Origin of the sequence: Pleurocapsa sp. FMAR1, assembly GCF_963665995.1 — a bacterium.
Lineage (GTDB): Bacteria > Cyanobacteriota > Cyanobacteriia > Cyanobacteriales > Xenococcaceae > Waterburya.
Map to the genome: position 1 here is coordinate 2,382,254 of NZ_OY762512.1, position 14,636 is coordinate 2,396,889.

12 protein-coding genes are annotated in these 14,636 nt (G+C 37.1%); 8 read left to right on the forward strand and 4 right to left on the reverse strand.

The features are described 5' to 3' along the window. Positions 1-184: 184 nt before the first annotated feature. The gene (lspA, locus tag SLP02_RS11565) at positions 185-682 is read right to left on the reverse strand and encodes a signal peptidase II (protein ID WP_319420806.1); all 498 of its coding nucleotides are present in this window, start codon (positions 680-682) and stop codon (positions 185-187) included. Between the two features lie 87 nt (positions 683-769). Between lspA and typA the strand changes: the two genes are divergently transcribed. After that, on the forward strand, positions 770-2,560 hold the full coding sequence (typA, locus tag SLP02_RS11570) for a translational GTPase TypA (protein WP_319420807.1): 1,791 nt from the start codon (positions 770-772) through the stop codon (positions 2,558-2,560). Between the two features lie 179 nt (positions 2,561-2,739). Here typA and rsmI read toward each other — a convergent pair whose 3' ends face one another. Continuing rightward, a complete protein-coding gene (gene rsmI, locus SLP02_RS11575; protein WP_319420808.1) occupies positions 2,740-3,582 on the reverse strand; it encodes a 16S rRNA (cytidine(1402)-2'-O)-methyltransferase in 843 nt (280 codons plus the stop codon). A gap of 177 nt (positions 3,583-3,759) precedes the next feature. Between rsmI and SLP02_RS11580 the strand changes: the two genes are divergently transcribed. The 5 genes from SLP02_RS11580 to SLP02_RS11600 all read left to right on the forward strand — a co-directional run bounded on the left by SLP02_RS11580 (position 3,760) and on the right by SLP02_RS11600 (position 8,298). Continuing rightward, the gene (locus SLP02_RS11580) at positions 3,760-4,779 is read left to right on the forward strand and encodes a DNA cytosine methyltransferase (RefSeq protein ID WP_319420809.1); all 1,020 of its coding nucleotides are present in this window, start codon (positions 3,760-3,762) and stop codon (positions 4,777-4,779) included. A gap of 19 nt (positions 4,780-4,798) precedes the next feature. Next, complete coding sequence (locus tag SLP02_RS11585) at positions 4,799-5,002, forward strand: hypothetical protein (RefSeq protein ID WP_319420810.1); 204 nt, start codon at positions 4,799-4,801, stop codon at positions 5,000-5,002. 196 nt (positions 5,003-5,198) lie between these two features. Further along, positions 5,199-6,059, forward strand: a complete 861-nt coding sequence (gene lgt, locus SLP02_RS11590) for a prolipoprotein diacylglyceryl transferase (protein ID WP_319420811.1) — start codon at positions 5,199-5,201, stop codon at positions 6,057-6,059. A gap of 37 nt (positions 6,060-6,096) precedes the next feature. Further along, positions 6,097-6,894: a precorrin-4 C(11)-methyltransferase gene (gene cobM, locus SLP02_RS11595; RefSeq protein ID WP_319420812.1), complete on the forward strand. Its 798-nt coding sequence runs from the start codon at positions 6,097-6,099 to the stop codon at positions 6,892-6,894. A gap of 150 nt (positions 6,895-7,044) precedes the next feature. After that, positions 7,045-8,298: a pentapeptide repeat-containing protein gene (locus tag SLP02_RS11600; RefSeq protein ID WP_319420813.1), complete on the forward strand. Its 1,254-nt coding sequence runs from the start codon at positions 7,045-7,047 to the stop codon at positions 8,296-8,298. A 125-nt stretch (positions 8,299-8,423) separates the two neighbouring features. On the opposite strand, the gene SLP02_RS11605 is transcribed toward SLP02_RS11600, so the two are convergent. After that, complete coding sequence (locus SLP02_RS11605) at positions 8,424-9,089, reverse strand: acyloxyacyl hydrolase (protein ID WP_319420814.1); 666 nt, start codon at positions 9,087-9,089, stop codon at positions 8,424-8,426. A 48-nt stretch (positions 9,090-9,137) separates the two neighbouring features. Between SLP02_RS11605 and SLP02_RS11610 the strand changes: the two genes are divergently transcribed. Beyond that, complete coding sequence (locus SLP02_RS11610; protein ID WP_319420815.1) at positions 9,138-10,895, forward strand: glycosyltransferase family 39 protein; 1,758 nt, start codon at positions 9,138-9,140, stop codon at positions 10,893-10,895. Then, positions 10,895-12,127 carry a glycosyltransferase gene (locus SLP02_RS11615; RefSeq protein ID WP_319420816.1) on the forward strand — a complete coding sequence of 411 codons (1,233 nt, stop codon included), beginning with the start codon at positions 10,895-10,897 and terminating at the stop codon, positions 12,125-12,127. The genes SLP02_RS11610 and SLP02_RS11615 overlap by 1 nt, the downstream gene beginning before the upstream one ends. Before the next feature lie 71 nt (positions 12,128-12,198). Here SLP02_RS11615 and SLP02_RS11620 read toward each other — a convergent pair whose 3' ends face one another. Beyond that, positions 12,199-14,451 carry a glycosyltransferase family 2 protein gene (locus SLP02_RS11620; RefSeq protein ID WP_319420817.1) on the reverse strand — a complete coding sequence of 751 codons (2,253 nt, stop codon included), beginning with the start codon at positions 14,449-14,451 and terminating at the stop codon, positions 12,199-12,201. Positions 14,452-14,636: the final 185 nt, after the last annotated feature.

Below are 14,636 nucleotides of genomic sequence, written 5' to 3' on the forward strand. Positions count from 1 at the left end.
TGCACACAGCAAAGCTGTGAAGCCCGCCCTAAGCGGGCGGACTGCTCGTCAGCGCTGCGCTCTAAAGTTTACCCAGGTAAATAGTTAATAGCTTTTTTGAGCGACTTTTTGTTTATTCAGCTTGAAACTAGTAGCAATATTTACTTGCTAACTTCTTCTTGAGCGAGGCGGTACTGTCCAGGGATTATTTTCGATCTACCTTTTTTTGAGGTTTAGAAAGTGGAGTGAAACTGGCAATTAGCAATAGTAATACTCCAAGATTAATTGCTACATCAGCGACATTAAATACGGGAAAGTTGATCAAACGAAAATCTATAAAATCGACTACATAACCAAATAAAAAGCGGTCAATACCATTGCCTACCGCCCCAGATAAAATAAATCCATAGCCCAGTTGCTCGATCAAAGTTAGTTTTGGAGTATACCAAACAAAAATAACTAATAATAAACTGACAATTAGCGAAATCCAGCGCAATATATCTACCTGTCCTGTAAAAAAGCTAAAAGCTGCCCCTGTATTGATTACATAAGTTAGATGAAATACGCCTTGCCATAAGGGAATACTGTCGCCGACGTTGGTAAAGTTCTGGACTACTAAATATTTAGTTATTTGGTCAAAAATTATACCCAAAATAGCGACTAGCCAAAAGCTGCGTTTTCGTCTAATAAATTTACTGCTCATAACATCTAAATATAAATAAAAACGGAACTGAGTTATAATTATTAAGAAACTTTGAGCTAACGATACAAAAGTCTATAGACTACCTTTATGTCTCTTCCCATTCGTAACATTGCAATCATTGCCCACGTCGATCATGGTAAAACAACTCTCGTAGACGCATTACTTAAACAATCGGGAATTTTCCGCGAAGGGGAAGAAGTACCAGATTGTGTCATGGACTCCAATGATCTCGAAAGAGAGCGAGGAATCACGATTTTGTCCAAGAATACTGCCGTTAACTATCAAGATACCTTAATTAATATCGTTGACACTCCTGGACACGCTGACTTTGGTGGAGAAGTAGAACGAGTTTTGGGTATGGTTGATGGTTGTGTGCTAATCGTTGATGCCAACGAAGGACCAATGCCCCAAACTCGCTTTGTACTTAAAAAAGCCTTAGAAAAAGGCTTACGTCCTATTGTTGTAGTTAACAAAATTGATCGTCCCCGCGCTCACCCTGATGGTGCGGTAGATAAAGTATTCGATCTATTTGTGGAGTTGGGTGCAGACGATGACCAGTGCGACTTTACCACTCTTTATGCTTCGGGATTAGAGGGTTATGTCAAAGAAACCCTAGAAGAAGAAGGGGTAAATATGGAGCCTTTATTTGAGGCGATTCTCAATCATGTTCCACCACCAGCAGGAGACGTTGAAAAGCCTTTACAGCTACAGGTTACTACTCTTGATTACTCTGACTATTTAGGTCGGATTGTTATTGGAAGAATCCATAACGGTGTCTTAAAAGCTGGACAACAAGCTGCGCTGATTAAAGAAGACGGCAAGATCGTCAAGTCGAAAATTTCTAAGCTCATGGGCTTTAAAGGATTAGCCAGAGTGGAATTAGATGAAGCTAGTGCTGGTAATATTGTCGCGGTGGCGGGTTTTGCTGATGCCAATATCGGCGAGACGATTACGTGTCCTAGTGAGCCTCAGGCACTGCCTTTGATCAAGGTAGATGAACCAACTCTACAAATGACTTTCTCGGTCAACAATTCACCTTTTGCAGGACAAGAAGGAAATTTTGTAACTTCTAGACAAATTCGCGATCGCCTTATGCGAGAATTAGAAACCAATGTAGCTCTGCGTGTAGAAGATGGAGAATCAGCCGAGCAATTTCTCGTATCAGGTAGAGGTGAACTACATTTAGGTATCTTAATTGAAACTATGCGCCGTGAAGGATATGAGTTTCAGGTATCTCAACCCCAGGTAATCTATCGTGAAGTTAACGGCAAGCCTTGTGAGCCTTTTGAATATCTGGTATTAGATGTTCCTGAAGCTGCTGTTGGTAGCTGTATTGAGCGTCTTGGTCAGCGTAAAGGCGAGATGAAAGATATGCAGAATAGCAGTGGACGTACTCAGCTAGAGTTTGTTATTCCAGCCAGGGGTTTAATTGGTTTCCGTGGAGATTTCGTGCGGATGACTCGTGGCGAAGGAATTATGAACCATAGTTTCTTAGAGTATCGCAACTTTTCTGGAGAATTAGAAACTCGCTTCAATGGCGTGATTATTGCTTTTGAAGAAGGCGTGGCAACATTTTACGCGCTTAAAAACGCTGAAGATCGAGGAGTATTCTTTATCACTCCTGGTACTAAAGTGTACAAGGGCATGATTGTTGGTGAACATAATCGTTCTCAAGATTTAGACCTCAATGTCTGTAAAGCCAAGCAGCTAACTAACCACCGTGCAGCTGGCGGAGACGAACTGGTTCAACTTCAATCACCTACAGAAATGAGTCTAGAACGGGCATTAGAATATATTGGTTCTGATGAGCTTGTAGAAGTAACTCCTGAATCTATTCGTCTGCGTAAGCTGAGAACTAAGAAGCTAGCAAATAGGTAAAATTGTCAATAGTTGCTAGCTAATTGAAATTTAGCTAGTAAACCTGAAAACAGTTTTCAACAAATCAAGTCTAAATATTTAATTGAGAAGGTAGCAAAATAAGCTGCCTTTTTTTGTGGAAACCGAGTATAAAATTTCCATCACTAATATAAAACTACAGTTTTCTATCTGGACAGGGTTTAATTCAAATCTAGCTGATAAATTTCTCGTCGCGATAGAGAGGTTAGCTTTGCCAGATGACGACTAGCTTGCGATCGCGTCATTCCCTGATCTAATAGCTGCTGCAATTCCAATTTTAGTTCAGCTTCTGAGATGATTAAATTAGTTTCGGCTGTACCTTTTAAGACTAAAGTATATTCTCCTTTTGGTTGACGTTCTTTTGTGTATAAAGCGATCGCTTCGCCAATACTTCCTCGCCAAAACTCCTCGTGTATTTTGGTTAATTCCCGTGCTAAGACAATTTCTCTATCTACTCCTACTGTCCTGGCTAAGTCGGTTAAAGTTTTAAGAATACGGTGAGGTGCTTCGTAAAAAACTATAGTGCGTGTTTCGCAGCGTAATAATTCTAATCGAGAAATACGCTCTGTTTCTTTTTGCGGTAAAAAGCCCTCAAAAACAAATTTATCTGTGGGTAAACCCGATGCAGCCAAAGCACTGACAACTGCTGTGCCTCCAGGAATGGGAATTACTCTAATTTTTTGTGCGATCGCAACTTGCACTAATTGAACTCCAGGATCGGAAATACTCGGCATTCCTGCATCTGTAACTAAAGCAATACTTTCTCCTTCCTGAAGCCGAGCGATTAATTCTTGGATGCGAGAGTTATGATTATGTTCGTTGTAGCTCAGTTGAGGTGTCTTGATCTGTAGGTGTTGTAATAATTTGCCAGTGCGGCGTGTATCTTCTGCTGCAATTAAATCAACTTCTGTCAGTGTGCGAATTGCTCGCAGGGTAATATCTTCTAAGTTGCCAATGGGAGTTCCCACCAAATAGAGCTTGCCCAATTCTAAATTATTTACCATCTTAAATTTATGGGTATTTACTGATGATACTAGGATTGGCTATATTCCCTTTGCGTAGAGTAGTCATCAAATATGTTAAAAATAATCGGTAATGAATAAGCAATCCCAGATTTTGCATGATCCTAAAAACGGCAATTAAAGTAATTAAATAATATTTTTCCAAAAGCCAGCCAATTAATGACTCAATTAAACATATTTAATGAACCCATATCTACACCAGAATCTAAGCAAAGGATAAATGTTATCTCTTTATTTTCAGGTTGTGGTGGTATGGATTTGGGGTTTCATCAAGCTGGATTCAAGATTCTCTGGGCAAACGACATCGATAAAAAAGCTTGTGAGACATACGAGAAAAACATAGGTAAACACATTGTTCATGGAGATATACAAAAACTTGATTATTTTACAATACCTGATGCAGATTTAATTTTAGGAGGTTTTCCCTGCCAAGATTTTTCAATGATTTGGAAACGTGGTGGAATCACAACCCAACGAGGTAATCTATATCGAAACTTTGTAGATATTGTTGCTTTGAAAGAACCACTGATGTTTATAGCAGAAAATGTTAAAGGTTTGATGACTGCTAATAAGGGTAAAGCTATTAAACAAATTATTGAAGACTTTTCTTCTACAGGTAAGTATGGCTACACAACTACACCCACAAGCGTGAACTTTGCTGATTATGGAACACCTCAGCTTAGAAAGCGAGTTTTAATTATTGGTGTTAGGAAAGACATAAAACACACTCTTGAAATTCCCCAACAAACTCATACCCTTGATAACTATGTTTCGTCCTCAGAAGCACTTTATGGCGTTGAAAAAGTCGAGCATAATAATAAGCATCAAAACATTCAGCCTAGCACTGTTGAGAAGCTAAAGCTTATCCCAGCAGGCGGTAACTTTACAGATATTCCCAAAGATTCACCTCACTATGTAAAGGGCATGATATCTCATGTTTATCGACGCTTACATCCAGATAAACCTTCTACAACTATCATTGCTGCTGGTGGAGGAGGTACTTGGGGCTACCACTATTCTGAGCCTAGACCATTGACTAATCGTGAGAGGGCAAGGCTTTTTGGCTATCCCGATGATTTTATTTTTGAGGGGACAATTACTGAGGTAAGAAGACAAATTGGCAATTCAGTTCCCCTGTTGGCATATTACCTTTTGCACAAGCTATCAAGCCTTATTTAGAGAAGGTTAAGGCAGAATTATGTTTACTAATTTAGCGGCATCTGGTGGTAATTTTTATAATGTACTCGATATAGAATTTAGAGAAGCTACAAACGTTACTATAGCTTCTGGCTATACATCGCTCGATATCATTAATACTTACACTTCAGATTTTATCAGAATTGCCAATTCTGAGCTTGTTTTTTATAAAATAGAAAACGGCAAATATTACCTAGAGTTTTAGCTGATTTAAGGATATTTGCGACTGCTTGAGATACCCGTGCCACAGATAAACCCGACACAATTTCCACAGTAGTTACAATCCATAGATAAATCACTAGAGCTTGTTTGAGGGAGCGTCGAAAACCTGAGATAATAATCAGCGAGTATTAAGATATAAGAACCAAAGTTCTAGTAAAATCTTGCCAACTTAGATAAATATGTTATTTGCTTTTCAGTTTCAATCTCCTGGTCCGATTATTTTTGAAGTTGGACCAATTGTGATTCGTTGGTATGGCTTATTAATTGCTTCAGCGGTTTTAATTGGCGTTAGTTTGTCACAATATTTAGCCAAACGTCGTGGGGTAAATCCAGATGCCCTAGCCGATTTGGCTATCTGGCTGGTTATTGGAGCTATCCCCTGCGCCAGAATTTATTATGTTTTATTTGAATGGCAAGAATATGCTCAACGCCCTGAAGATATTATCGCCATTTGGAAAGGCGGTATTGCGATTCATGGAGCTATAATCGGTGGTACAATAGCTACAATTCTTTTTGCTCGATTAAATCGTATTTCTTTTTGGCAACTAGCAGACTTGATTGCACCATCTTTGATCTTAGGTCAGGCGATCGGACGGTGGGGTAATTTTTTCAATTCCGAAGCCTTTGGTAAACCTACAAATTTACCTTGGAAGCTTTATATTGCACCTCCCTATCGTCCTGTGGAGTTTTTTGATTCTGCATACTTTCATCCCACTTTTTTGTACGAATCTCTGTGGGATATTGGCGTTTTTATTCTTCTGCTGTCATTATTTTTCTGGGGACTTAAAAACTATAATCGTCTCAAAACTGGTACTTTAGCAGCAGTATATTTGATTAGCTATAGCCTAGGACGAGTTTGGATCGAATGGTTGCGTACTGACAGCTTAATGCTGGGTCCGTTCAAAATTGCTCAGTTAGTTAGCCTAAGCGCGATCGCTTTAGGATTATTGATTCTTGCCTGGCTCTATTGGTTTAAACGTCCTTTACCTGATGTGGTATCTCCTAGAAGGCAGCACAAAAAAGCGATTAATGATCGCTAATTAGTAGTTGGTAATCAATCTTTACATATTAAATTGAATGACATTAACTAAATCTCTCCTCAAGCCTGCGGTTTATATTATTGGTGCAGGGCCTGGAGATCCAGAATTATTAACTTTAAAAGCTTATAGAATTCTGGCTCAAGCAGACGTAATTCTCTATGCTGATTCCCTTGTGCCTAAGCAAATATTGCAGGATGTTCGTGCTGATGCAGAATTAATACCTACAGGAAATAAAATCCTAGAACAAATAATCCCCCTAGCCATTGAACGAGTTAGGCAAGGTAAAGCAGTTGTTCGTCTACATTCTGGAGATCTTACCTTATATAGTGCGATCGGCGAACAAATGCAGGCTTTCACCGAAGCAGAGATTCCTTTTGAACTTATTCCTGGCATTAGTGCTTTTCAGGCTGCGGCTGCCAAACTTAGTACTGAATTAACTATTCCTGAACTAGTTCAAACAATTATCTTGACCAGAATTAGCGGCGAGGCTTCGTCTGTGCCTGAAGCAGAGGAACTAAGTTCTTTAGCTGCACATAAGGCTAGTTTATGTCTTTATCTAGCTGCCCGTCATATAGAAAAGGCGCAAGCCAAGCTATTGAAACATTATCCTCAAGATACTCCTGTGGCAGTTTGTTACCGAGTTGGTTGGCAAGATGAACAGATTTGGGTGGTTCCTTTAACAGAGATGGCTGCGGTTACTCGTAAAAACAATCTTATTAGGACTACTCTGTATTTAATAAGTCCTGCTTTGCAACCAGTCGTAACTACTCGTTCTCGCCTATATCATCCTGAACATTCTCATCTATTTCGTCCAGCAGGTAAATTTTGTTTGTAGAATTAAGCTAATTGCGTATTATGTCAAATATAAAGGTGTCATACTAGGAAACTTTGGTGATATTTAAGAGCTTTATTATCGTTTCACCTGTAAACTAACTTGGCAGTATGACACTTTGAAAACATTAGTAAAGTTAGGAAATTATCTCAGATGGCAAACACGGAACATTTGGCATTAATCAAAGAAGATGTATCAGTATGGAATAACTGGTATAAGAAAAATAAAAAGGTAGTTCCAGACTTATCTAATGCCAATCTTAGTAATATTAACTTGAGCGGTATTAACCTGCACAAGGCAGATTTAAGATCTGCCAATCTTGGTAATACAGATCTGAGTAAGGCTCAACTAGAAAATGCCAACTTGGAAGGAGCAAATCTTTTAAAAGCAAATTTACAAGATGCTAATTTAAAAGGAGCAAGTCTTGACTTTGTAATTTTTTCTCAAGCCAGAATAAATTCTAAAACTATAATTGCCGATAAAAACCGTTGTGTTTACAATATCGTCAACAATACAGCAGAGAATAAAAACTTTACAGGTGCTGATTTAAGCAATTCTAATTTATTTCGTGCTGATTTAAATAACGCCGATCTTAGCAATGCTAAATTAGTTAACGCTAATTTGAATAGTGCCAATCTTAGTAATGCTTATCTTTATCGAGCAGATTTGACTAAAGCCAATTTGCAAAATGCCGATTTAAAAAATGCTTATTTAAGTCAAGCTAACTTAACTAATGCTAATCTAGCTAAAGCATCATGTGATGGTACATATTTAAAAGATGCAGAACTAAAGTTTGCTAATTTAAAGACAACCAAACTTAGTCAAAAAACTATGGTTGATTCCAAATGGTATTCAGTTTGGGAAATAGTTAATCGGGGTGCAGTTGGCAGGAATTTGAGCGGTATGGATCTTAGTCAGGCAAATCTGCAAGGAGCTAACTTCGAGAAAGCTAATTTAAGCAATGCCAACTTAAGTGAGGCGATTTTAAATAACAGCAACTTAACTGATGCTAATTTGACTAATACTAATCTTACAGGGGCAGATATTCATGGTGTTGACCTAGATAAAGTTAATCTGCAAAAAACAAAATTAAAGTCAGCAGTTGGTAGTCACGATAATCATTTACCTGTTACTAAAAGTTTCGACCAGTCTAATGTAATGGTTAAGGAAAAACCTATAGCTGAAACTAAAACTCTAAATCAGCCTATAGCAAAATCTAATACGACTGAGCAGGTTTCTACTACAAACAGTCAGAAACAAAGTAAAAATAAAAGCATCATCAGCATCTTGTCATTAGCAGTTATTGCCACTTTTGGAATTGGCAGCTACTTCTTTTTACAGCAAAACCATAGTTTTTCTGGGCAAACTTGGCAACAAAAGCTAGAACAATTAATTCCTGCAAAATGAAAATATCTTTTTTTTTCTAGATTTGATATTGCCACAAATTTTTCACTGACACGTCCTGAATATAAATATTACCTAAGACAATAAGTTACTTTTCCCTAACAAATTGTTTTAACAAAGGTTAGAAATTATCGAGGAAACTCTAAGCCAACATAGCCCATAATACTATCTCTGCCAGGATTGGCTCCAAATAAGTCTGCATGGGAAATATGATGCCAACGCAACCCTAACATCAGCCTTCTTTCATGCTTGAGTTTAAAACTTACTCCGCCTCCAGCTTGGGGGGTAAAGTTAAAGCTCGCTCCTTTACTGGGAACATCGCTAGTTGTACCCAAAACTCCCGCACCCCCATCAACATAAAGCGACCAATTGGGTTGACGAATAAAATGCCATCGCATCAAAAGGGCTAGATTAAGTCCGAGAGCATTGTTATCTGGTTGATTAAAATAGATAGTGTTTAATTCTAGATTGATGCTGTGACCATTAAATAAAAATTTAGATATTCCTGCACCCACCAAGGCAAAGCGACGAGGATCGGATTCTTCATTATCCAAGGTAGTTGCTGCTGCACCCTGAATATACCAGTGTTTTTGTCCTTTAGTGCCAAAAGTAGCAGGAGAATCGGCTTGAAGCTGTTTAATTGAAGTTGAATGTGCCTGGAGCGATTGCGCTGACGCGCAGCCTGCGGATCGCGAAATTAACAAAAACGCCGATAATAGAAGCACTATGCCATGATAGGTGTTGTTTTTATTTTCTAGAACTGCGGTTTTATGCTTCAAAATTAATGATGACATTATATAACTTTTTAAATAACAGTTTATATTAACTTTTTTTGATGATAAATGTCTTTTGAAAAGTATCAGAAAATCTTTTATCTATCTTCAGTAATTTTATTAGTAATTACATTATTACTAGGAGTTTTTTTTCGTTTTGCCAATCTAGAAAGCAAAGTATTTTGGGTAGATGAGGTTTCTACCGCAGTTAGGGCTTCTGGCTACACTATTCCAGAGGTTACTAATGATTTAATACAGCAGGGGATTGTCGATCGCAAGACTTTGTTTTCTTATCAGAGACCAAGTCCTGATAAAACTTTTAGAGATAGTTTTAATGCTTTAACTAAAAGCCCAGAACACGCTCCGCTTTATTTTTTATTAATCAGAGTATGGATGCAGTTATGGGGAGATTCGATATCTATTATACGGAGTTTTTCCGCTTGCATAAGCTTATTAGTTTTTCCCAGTTTGTACTGGCTCTGTCAGGAATTATTTGACAGACGATTAGTTAGCTGGTTAGCTATTATGTTGATGAGCGTTTCACCTTTTCATGTGGCTTATGCTCAAGAAGCCCGCCCCTATAGCTTATGGACGGTAGCTATATTATTAATGAGTGCGAGTTTTTTGAGGGCAATTAAACTCAATAATAAGCAGTCTTGGATACTATACAGCTTTAGTTTGATAATAGGTTTTTATACTTCCCTATTTTCTCTGTATGTAGCCTTTTTTCAAGGTATTTATTTTTTGCTTATCTTATCTAAAAAGCGGTTACAGGTCAGCAAAAACTATGTATTATTTTCTCTTATTTCTCTCGTAGCTTTTATTCCTTGGATATTAGTAATTATTAATAATATAGACTTGCTACATAAGAATACTAGCTGGATGCGAGGCAATTTCAACATACCTGATATTATTGCTGTTTTTATTGGTACAGATTTATTAATCTTTGGCGATTTACCTATATCCCAAAATTCCAATCCGATTCACACAGCGATCGCTTTAATTACGATTACTATTTCTACTTTAGTTGTAATAAAAGTATCTTCAAGCTGGAAAAAAAAGCCAGCTAAATTTGCCTTGTGGTTAGCCATAATTAGCAGCATATTTTTACTGTCCAGCTATATGTATTTAGATTGGATAACTATAATTGGCGCATTAGTTGCTTTGTGTATCTTGAGCTTATCTGTTTATTCTGTATATTACCTGATAGTAAATACCAAGCGCGATCGCTGGCTTTTTATTATTACTTTAATGCTTTCTCTACCAGTATCATTACTGCTGACTGATATTATTAATCAAGGGCAAAGTTCAACTGCACCCAGATATTTAATTCCGTTACAGTTGGGAATTCTAATAGCAGTTGCATATACATTAACTAGCAAAATTACAGCTATTCAAAGACAAAATTTTTGGCGGTTTGTGGTTGTGGCTTTTCTAACGTTGGGTATTTTTTCCTGCGCGCGCAACCTAAATTTGTCACCGTTTTATCAAAAGGGAAGAAATATTAATAATCCTGCGATCGCGCAAATAATAAATCAAAACGATTCAGCTTTAGTAATTGCAGAATATAGTAGTACTATGGATGCTTTTTCTTTAGCCTATTCCTTATCTCCACAGGTTAAATATAAGGTTATTAATCAAGGAGGGAACTTAGATGAATACATTAAAAACTTTGAAAATATATATGTCTTAAAGCCATCTTTACAGTTAAAACAAAAATTAAAGAATAATAGACAAATTAATTTTAAACAAGTATATAAATCTCATATATTTAGTGCTGATGAATTTCCTTTAGATTTATGGTCTGTTAAACAGGTAAAAATATAATGAAAATAGCAGTTATATGTTCTAGCTTTTTTCCTGTAATAGATGGTGTAACTATTGCAGTATTCAATAGATTAAAGCAGCTTAGTATTTTAGGACATCAGGTAATAGTATTTTGTCCAGACTATCAACCTATTAAGCATATTTATCCCGACTATCAAGAATATATTGGTGAGATATTTCCTAATGTCAAAGTAATTAATCTTGCTAGTACAAAATCTCTCGCTTTAGACTTTGAAAGAGATGTCACAATAAAGTCCTATCAAAGAGTAATTAAGGAATTAAAAGAGTTTCAGCCAGATATTATTCATGTTGATGAAGCAGAAAGATTAGGTTTTTGCTTTCTAAAACTACCTGGGGTGAAATATGCAAGGCAAAATAATGTTCCCTGTATAGCCTGGTTTCATACTAACTATAGTGATTATTTTGATGATTATTTTAAATTACCACTAGGTATTAACAGGTTAATTAAAAAGGTATTAGCCTTGATTTTTACCAAAATATATAATGCTTATGATTTAACTTTAGTGTCTAGTTCTGTAACTACGCAAAAGCTTACTAAGCTGGGTATTAAAAATATTTATTGTGCTGATTTACTTGGGTACGATTCAAAATATTTCGCTAATAGTAAGAGCTTTAAATTTTTTAGCGAACAATACAACATACAGAATCTAGAAAATAAAATAAAGCTAATATTTTTGGGACGTTTAACTGCCGACAAAGGCTGGAATTTTACTTTAAAATCTCTGGCTGATTTATCGCCTGATATCTTAAACAAGATTGCTATTATTGTTGCTGGGGATGGCGCACTTAAAGATGAAATAAAAGCATCTTTAAAACAACTAACACCTAATGTCTATTTATTAGGTAGAAGCGCACCCGAAACTGTACCCATGCTGCTAACTAATAGCGATATATTTATCACTAATTCCGAAAAAGAAACTAGAGGTTTAACTGTTATTGAGGCTGCTGCTGCGGGAATACCTGCGATCGCACCACGAGCAGGAGGAGTTATAGATACTATTAAAGATGGGGAAACTGGCTTTCTATATCAACCTCAGAATCAAGCGGATTTCTTGGATAAACTAAATTTGTTAATCTTTAATATTAATTTACGTCAATCAATGGGGATAAAAGCAAAAGAACTTTCTCAACAATGGACTTGGGAACAAACTATTAATAATTTAGTTGAAATTTGGTCAGAAGAAATTAATAAATTAAGTGGAATCAACTAGAACAATTAAGCCACGAAACTCTATCAACAATTACTAACACTAATGAAGAATTTAACCAGTAATTCTCAAGATTAACTTTGCGCCACGTTTATGGCATTAATTTTCGGATTGCGATCGAATAATACTTTTGGTCGTAATAAAATTTTACACAGCAGCCATAAAGAATGTAATTCTCCTGGGGTGTTTTTCCTTTTCCATTGTCCAGGGCGACAAAATAAAAGCGCAATCAGCTTTCTTTCATGCTCTAAGGCTGGAAGATTAAAATTTACATGAACCATATAAAAATCCTCACAGATATCTATTGCGGTGATGTTTCCCGATAAAGCAATATCCTCTTCAAGAATTGATATATTTACAGGAATGGTTTCTCCTTTGATAGGCTTGCCTATTCCTGCTTGAGTCAAAGAAATATCCGCTCCTACTTCCGAGATACGAGTCGTTACACCATAATAAGTTTTCTGGTTTGCTTCTTTTAGCTCCAATTTAATCGATCGCCGTAGGTTAAACCATTCATTAACGTCAGGTTTTGGTACATCCAATAAAATCAATAGTGCTGCGCCAATAGAAACTAAATTATAGGTACTCCAAATCCAGCCTAAATTTAAGCCCTGCATCTTTAGAGCCATTCTAGGAGAGTCGTGCATTGTAGCTAAAGCACAGGAATAGAGGTTTGACCAAAAACTGATGGCGGTAAATATAAACAGAATCAGCAAAGGAAAAGCCAACTTCCAGTTAAAAGAAAAGCGATCGCTTTTTGTACCTTTAGGAGTAACTTTAAAACTTGTAGAGAAGGGGTTAAGCATTGCCTGAATTACCGTTACCGCCAAGGGAAACGCCAAGACTAAACCATAGATACCAGATAAAATAGCCGAGCGCGATCGATAGTTAAGCCAAGAAAAAACCGTTATTTGGGTTATGTAATAGGGTAAGAAGAAAAAGAGAAACTCATCGGTAGTTGCCCTAATGGGAATAAGATGCAAAAAGGCATAAGCTAAGGGCATAAGCAGGAAAAACACGCTGGAGATACTGGTAAACCAATGAAGTAAACCTTCTAAGTGCGCCAGTCTTTGCAAGGGATTTAAACCAGGAATAGTTAAGGGATTAGATTTGATAAAAAATGCCTGTAAAGTTCCTCTTGCCCAACGCAGCCTTTGGGTAGCATGGGCAGCAATATTTTCCGCAGCCAAACCTGCACTTAGCTTCTCATCAATATATGCCAAACGATAACCCTGCGCCGATAGACGAATACCTGTAAAATAATCTTCACTCAGAGAATCCGTCACAAAACCGCCAATAGATTTTAAAGCTTGGCGACGCACCACAAAAGAAGTCCCAGAGCAAACTACGCTTCCCGCACCATCTTTGACAGGCTGTAGCTGACGATAAAATACTTCTTCTTCTGGAGTTAATACATCTTCTAAACCTAAATTACGGGCAATAGGATCGATGTTATAAAAACTTTGAGGAGTTTGCACCAAAGCTAATTTATCATCCTGAAAAAAGCCCAACGTCCGCTGTAAAAAATTCTTGGTAGGGATAAAGTCGGCATCAAAAATAGCAATAAATTCTCCATCAGTTAGAGGGATAGCATGATTGATGTTTCCTGCTTTTGCATGATAATTATTAGAACGGGTTAGATATTTACAGCCCAACTCTGCTGCTAGCTGGGCAACGTTTGAGCGTCTGTTATCGTCTAATAGGTAAATAGTTTTGGGTTCATATTCAATCGCCTGGCAGCCAATAATTGTCCGCCGTAAAATAAATTCTGGCTCATCAAAAGTCGGTACAAAAATATCAACTGTAGGGCGGAAATTGCCCGCAACTACTGGTGCAGACAGATGATCTACTTCTCGTCGTCTGTCTTTAACCTTTAACATCAAAAATAGCTGGAGACTATTGTTGAATAGAGCAAACATCTCTAAGACAAATAAGCCAATGCTAAATGTTCCTTCCAAAGGATCACTCAAATTCAAAGTAGAAAGCGATCTCCACTGCACATAACGAAAAGTTAAAATCAATAGAATAGCAACGACGACAAATCTTGACCATCCTCTAGGTTCAGGAGAAACTTTGGTAATTACAAATACTAACAGAAACACTGCGATCGCAGGTAAAAGCAAAAACCGACTCATAACCATCGGTGCTTCTACCCAGATGGGAGGCTCTTCCTGCAACAAATTTAAGTAGGCAAAAACATTTGTAACAACTCCTATGCCAATTGCCCAAAGAATAGCAACCGCCGCCGCAATCAAGACGATTCCTACCAAGAATAAAGTAGCCAATTGTGGTCGAATAGTTTTGGCGGTATTTTTGGTAATAGTCATAGCGTTATTGATTGAAAGTATGAAATAAATAGTGTTACTGTTTATAGTTCTTGGCTTGTCTACAAGCCAAGAACTTATTCATAAAAAAGATTTAATATTATTGCCTTTAATTAATTTTAGTCGGACACAATTCAATTCTGGATAATGAGTCAAGCCTTAAATTGAACTTAATGCTAATTCAGGAA

Bases quoted from the DNA above. Each gene is read 5' to 3' on its own strand.
- SLP02_RS11620 (WP_319420817.1), bottom strand. From the start codon at position 14,451: ATGACTATTACCAAAAATACCGCCAAAACTATTCGACCACAATTGGCT.
- SLP02_RS11610 (WP_319420815.1), top strand. From the start codon at position 9,138: ATGTCTTTTGAAAAGTATCAGAAAATCTTTTATCTATCTTCAGTAATT.
- rsmI (WP_319420808.1), bottom strand. From the start codon at position 3,582: ATGGTAAATAATTTAGAATTGGGCAAGCTCTATTTGGTGGGAACTCCC.
- lspA (WP_319420806.1), bottom strand. From the start codon at position 682: ATGAGCAGTAAATTTATTAGACGAAAACGCAGCTTTTGGCTAGTCGCT.
- SLP02_RS11600 (WP_319420813.1), top strand. From the start codon at position 7,045: ATGGCAAACACGGAACATTTGGCATTAATCAAAGAAGATGTATCAGTA.
- SLP02_RS11615 (WP_319420816.1), top strand. From the start codon at position 10,895: ATGAAAATAGCAGTTATATGTTCTAGCTTTTTTCCTGTAATAGATGGT.
- SLP02_RS11580 (WP_319420809.1), top strand. From the start codon at position 3,760: ATGACTCAATTAAACATATTTAATGAACCCATATCTACACCAGAATCT.
- cobM (WP_319420812.1), top strand. From the start codon at position 6,097: ATGACATTAACTAAATCTCTCCTCAAGCCTGCGGTTTATATTATTGGT.
- lgt (WP_319420811.1), top strand. From the start codon at position 5,199: ATGTTATTTGCTTTTCAGTTTCAATCTCCTGGTCCGATTATTTTTGAA.
- typA (WP_319420807.1), top strand. From the start codon at position 770: ATGTCTCTTCCCATTCGTAACATTGCAATCATTGCCCACGTCGATCAT.
- SLP02_RS11605 (WP_319420814.1), bottom strand. From the start codon at position 9,089: ATGTCATCATTAATTTTGAAGCATAAAACCGCAGTTCTAGAAAATAAA.
- SLP02_RS11585 (WP_319420810.1), top strand. From the start codon at position 4,799: ATGTTTACTAATTTAGCGGCATCTGGTGGTAATTTTTATAATGTACTC.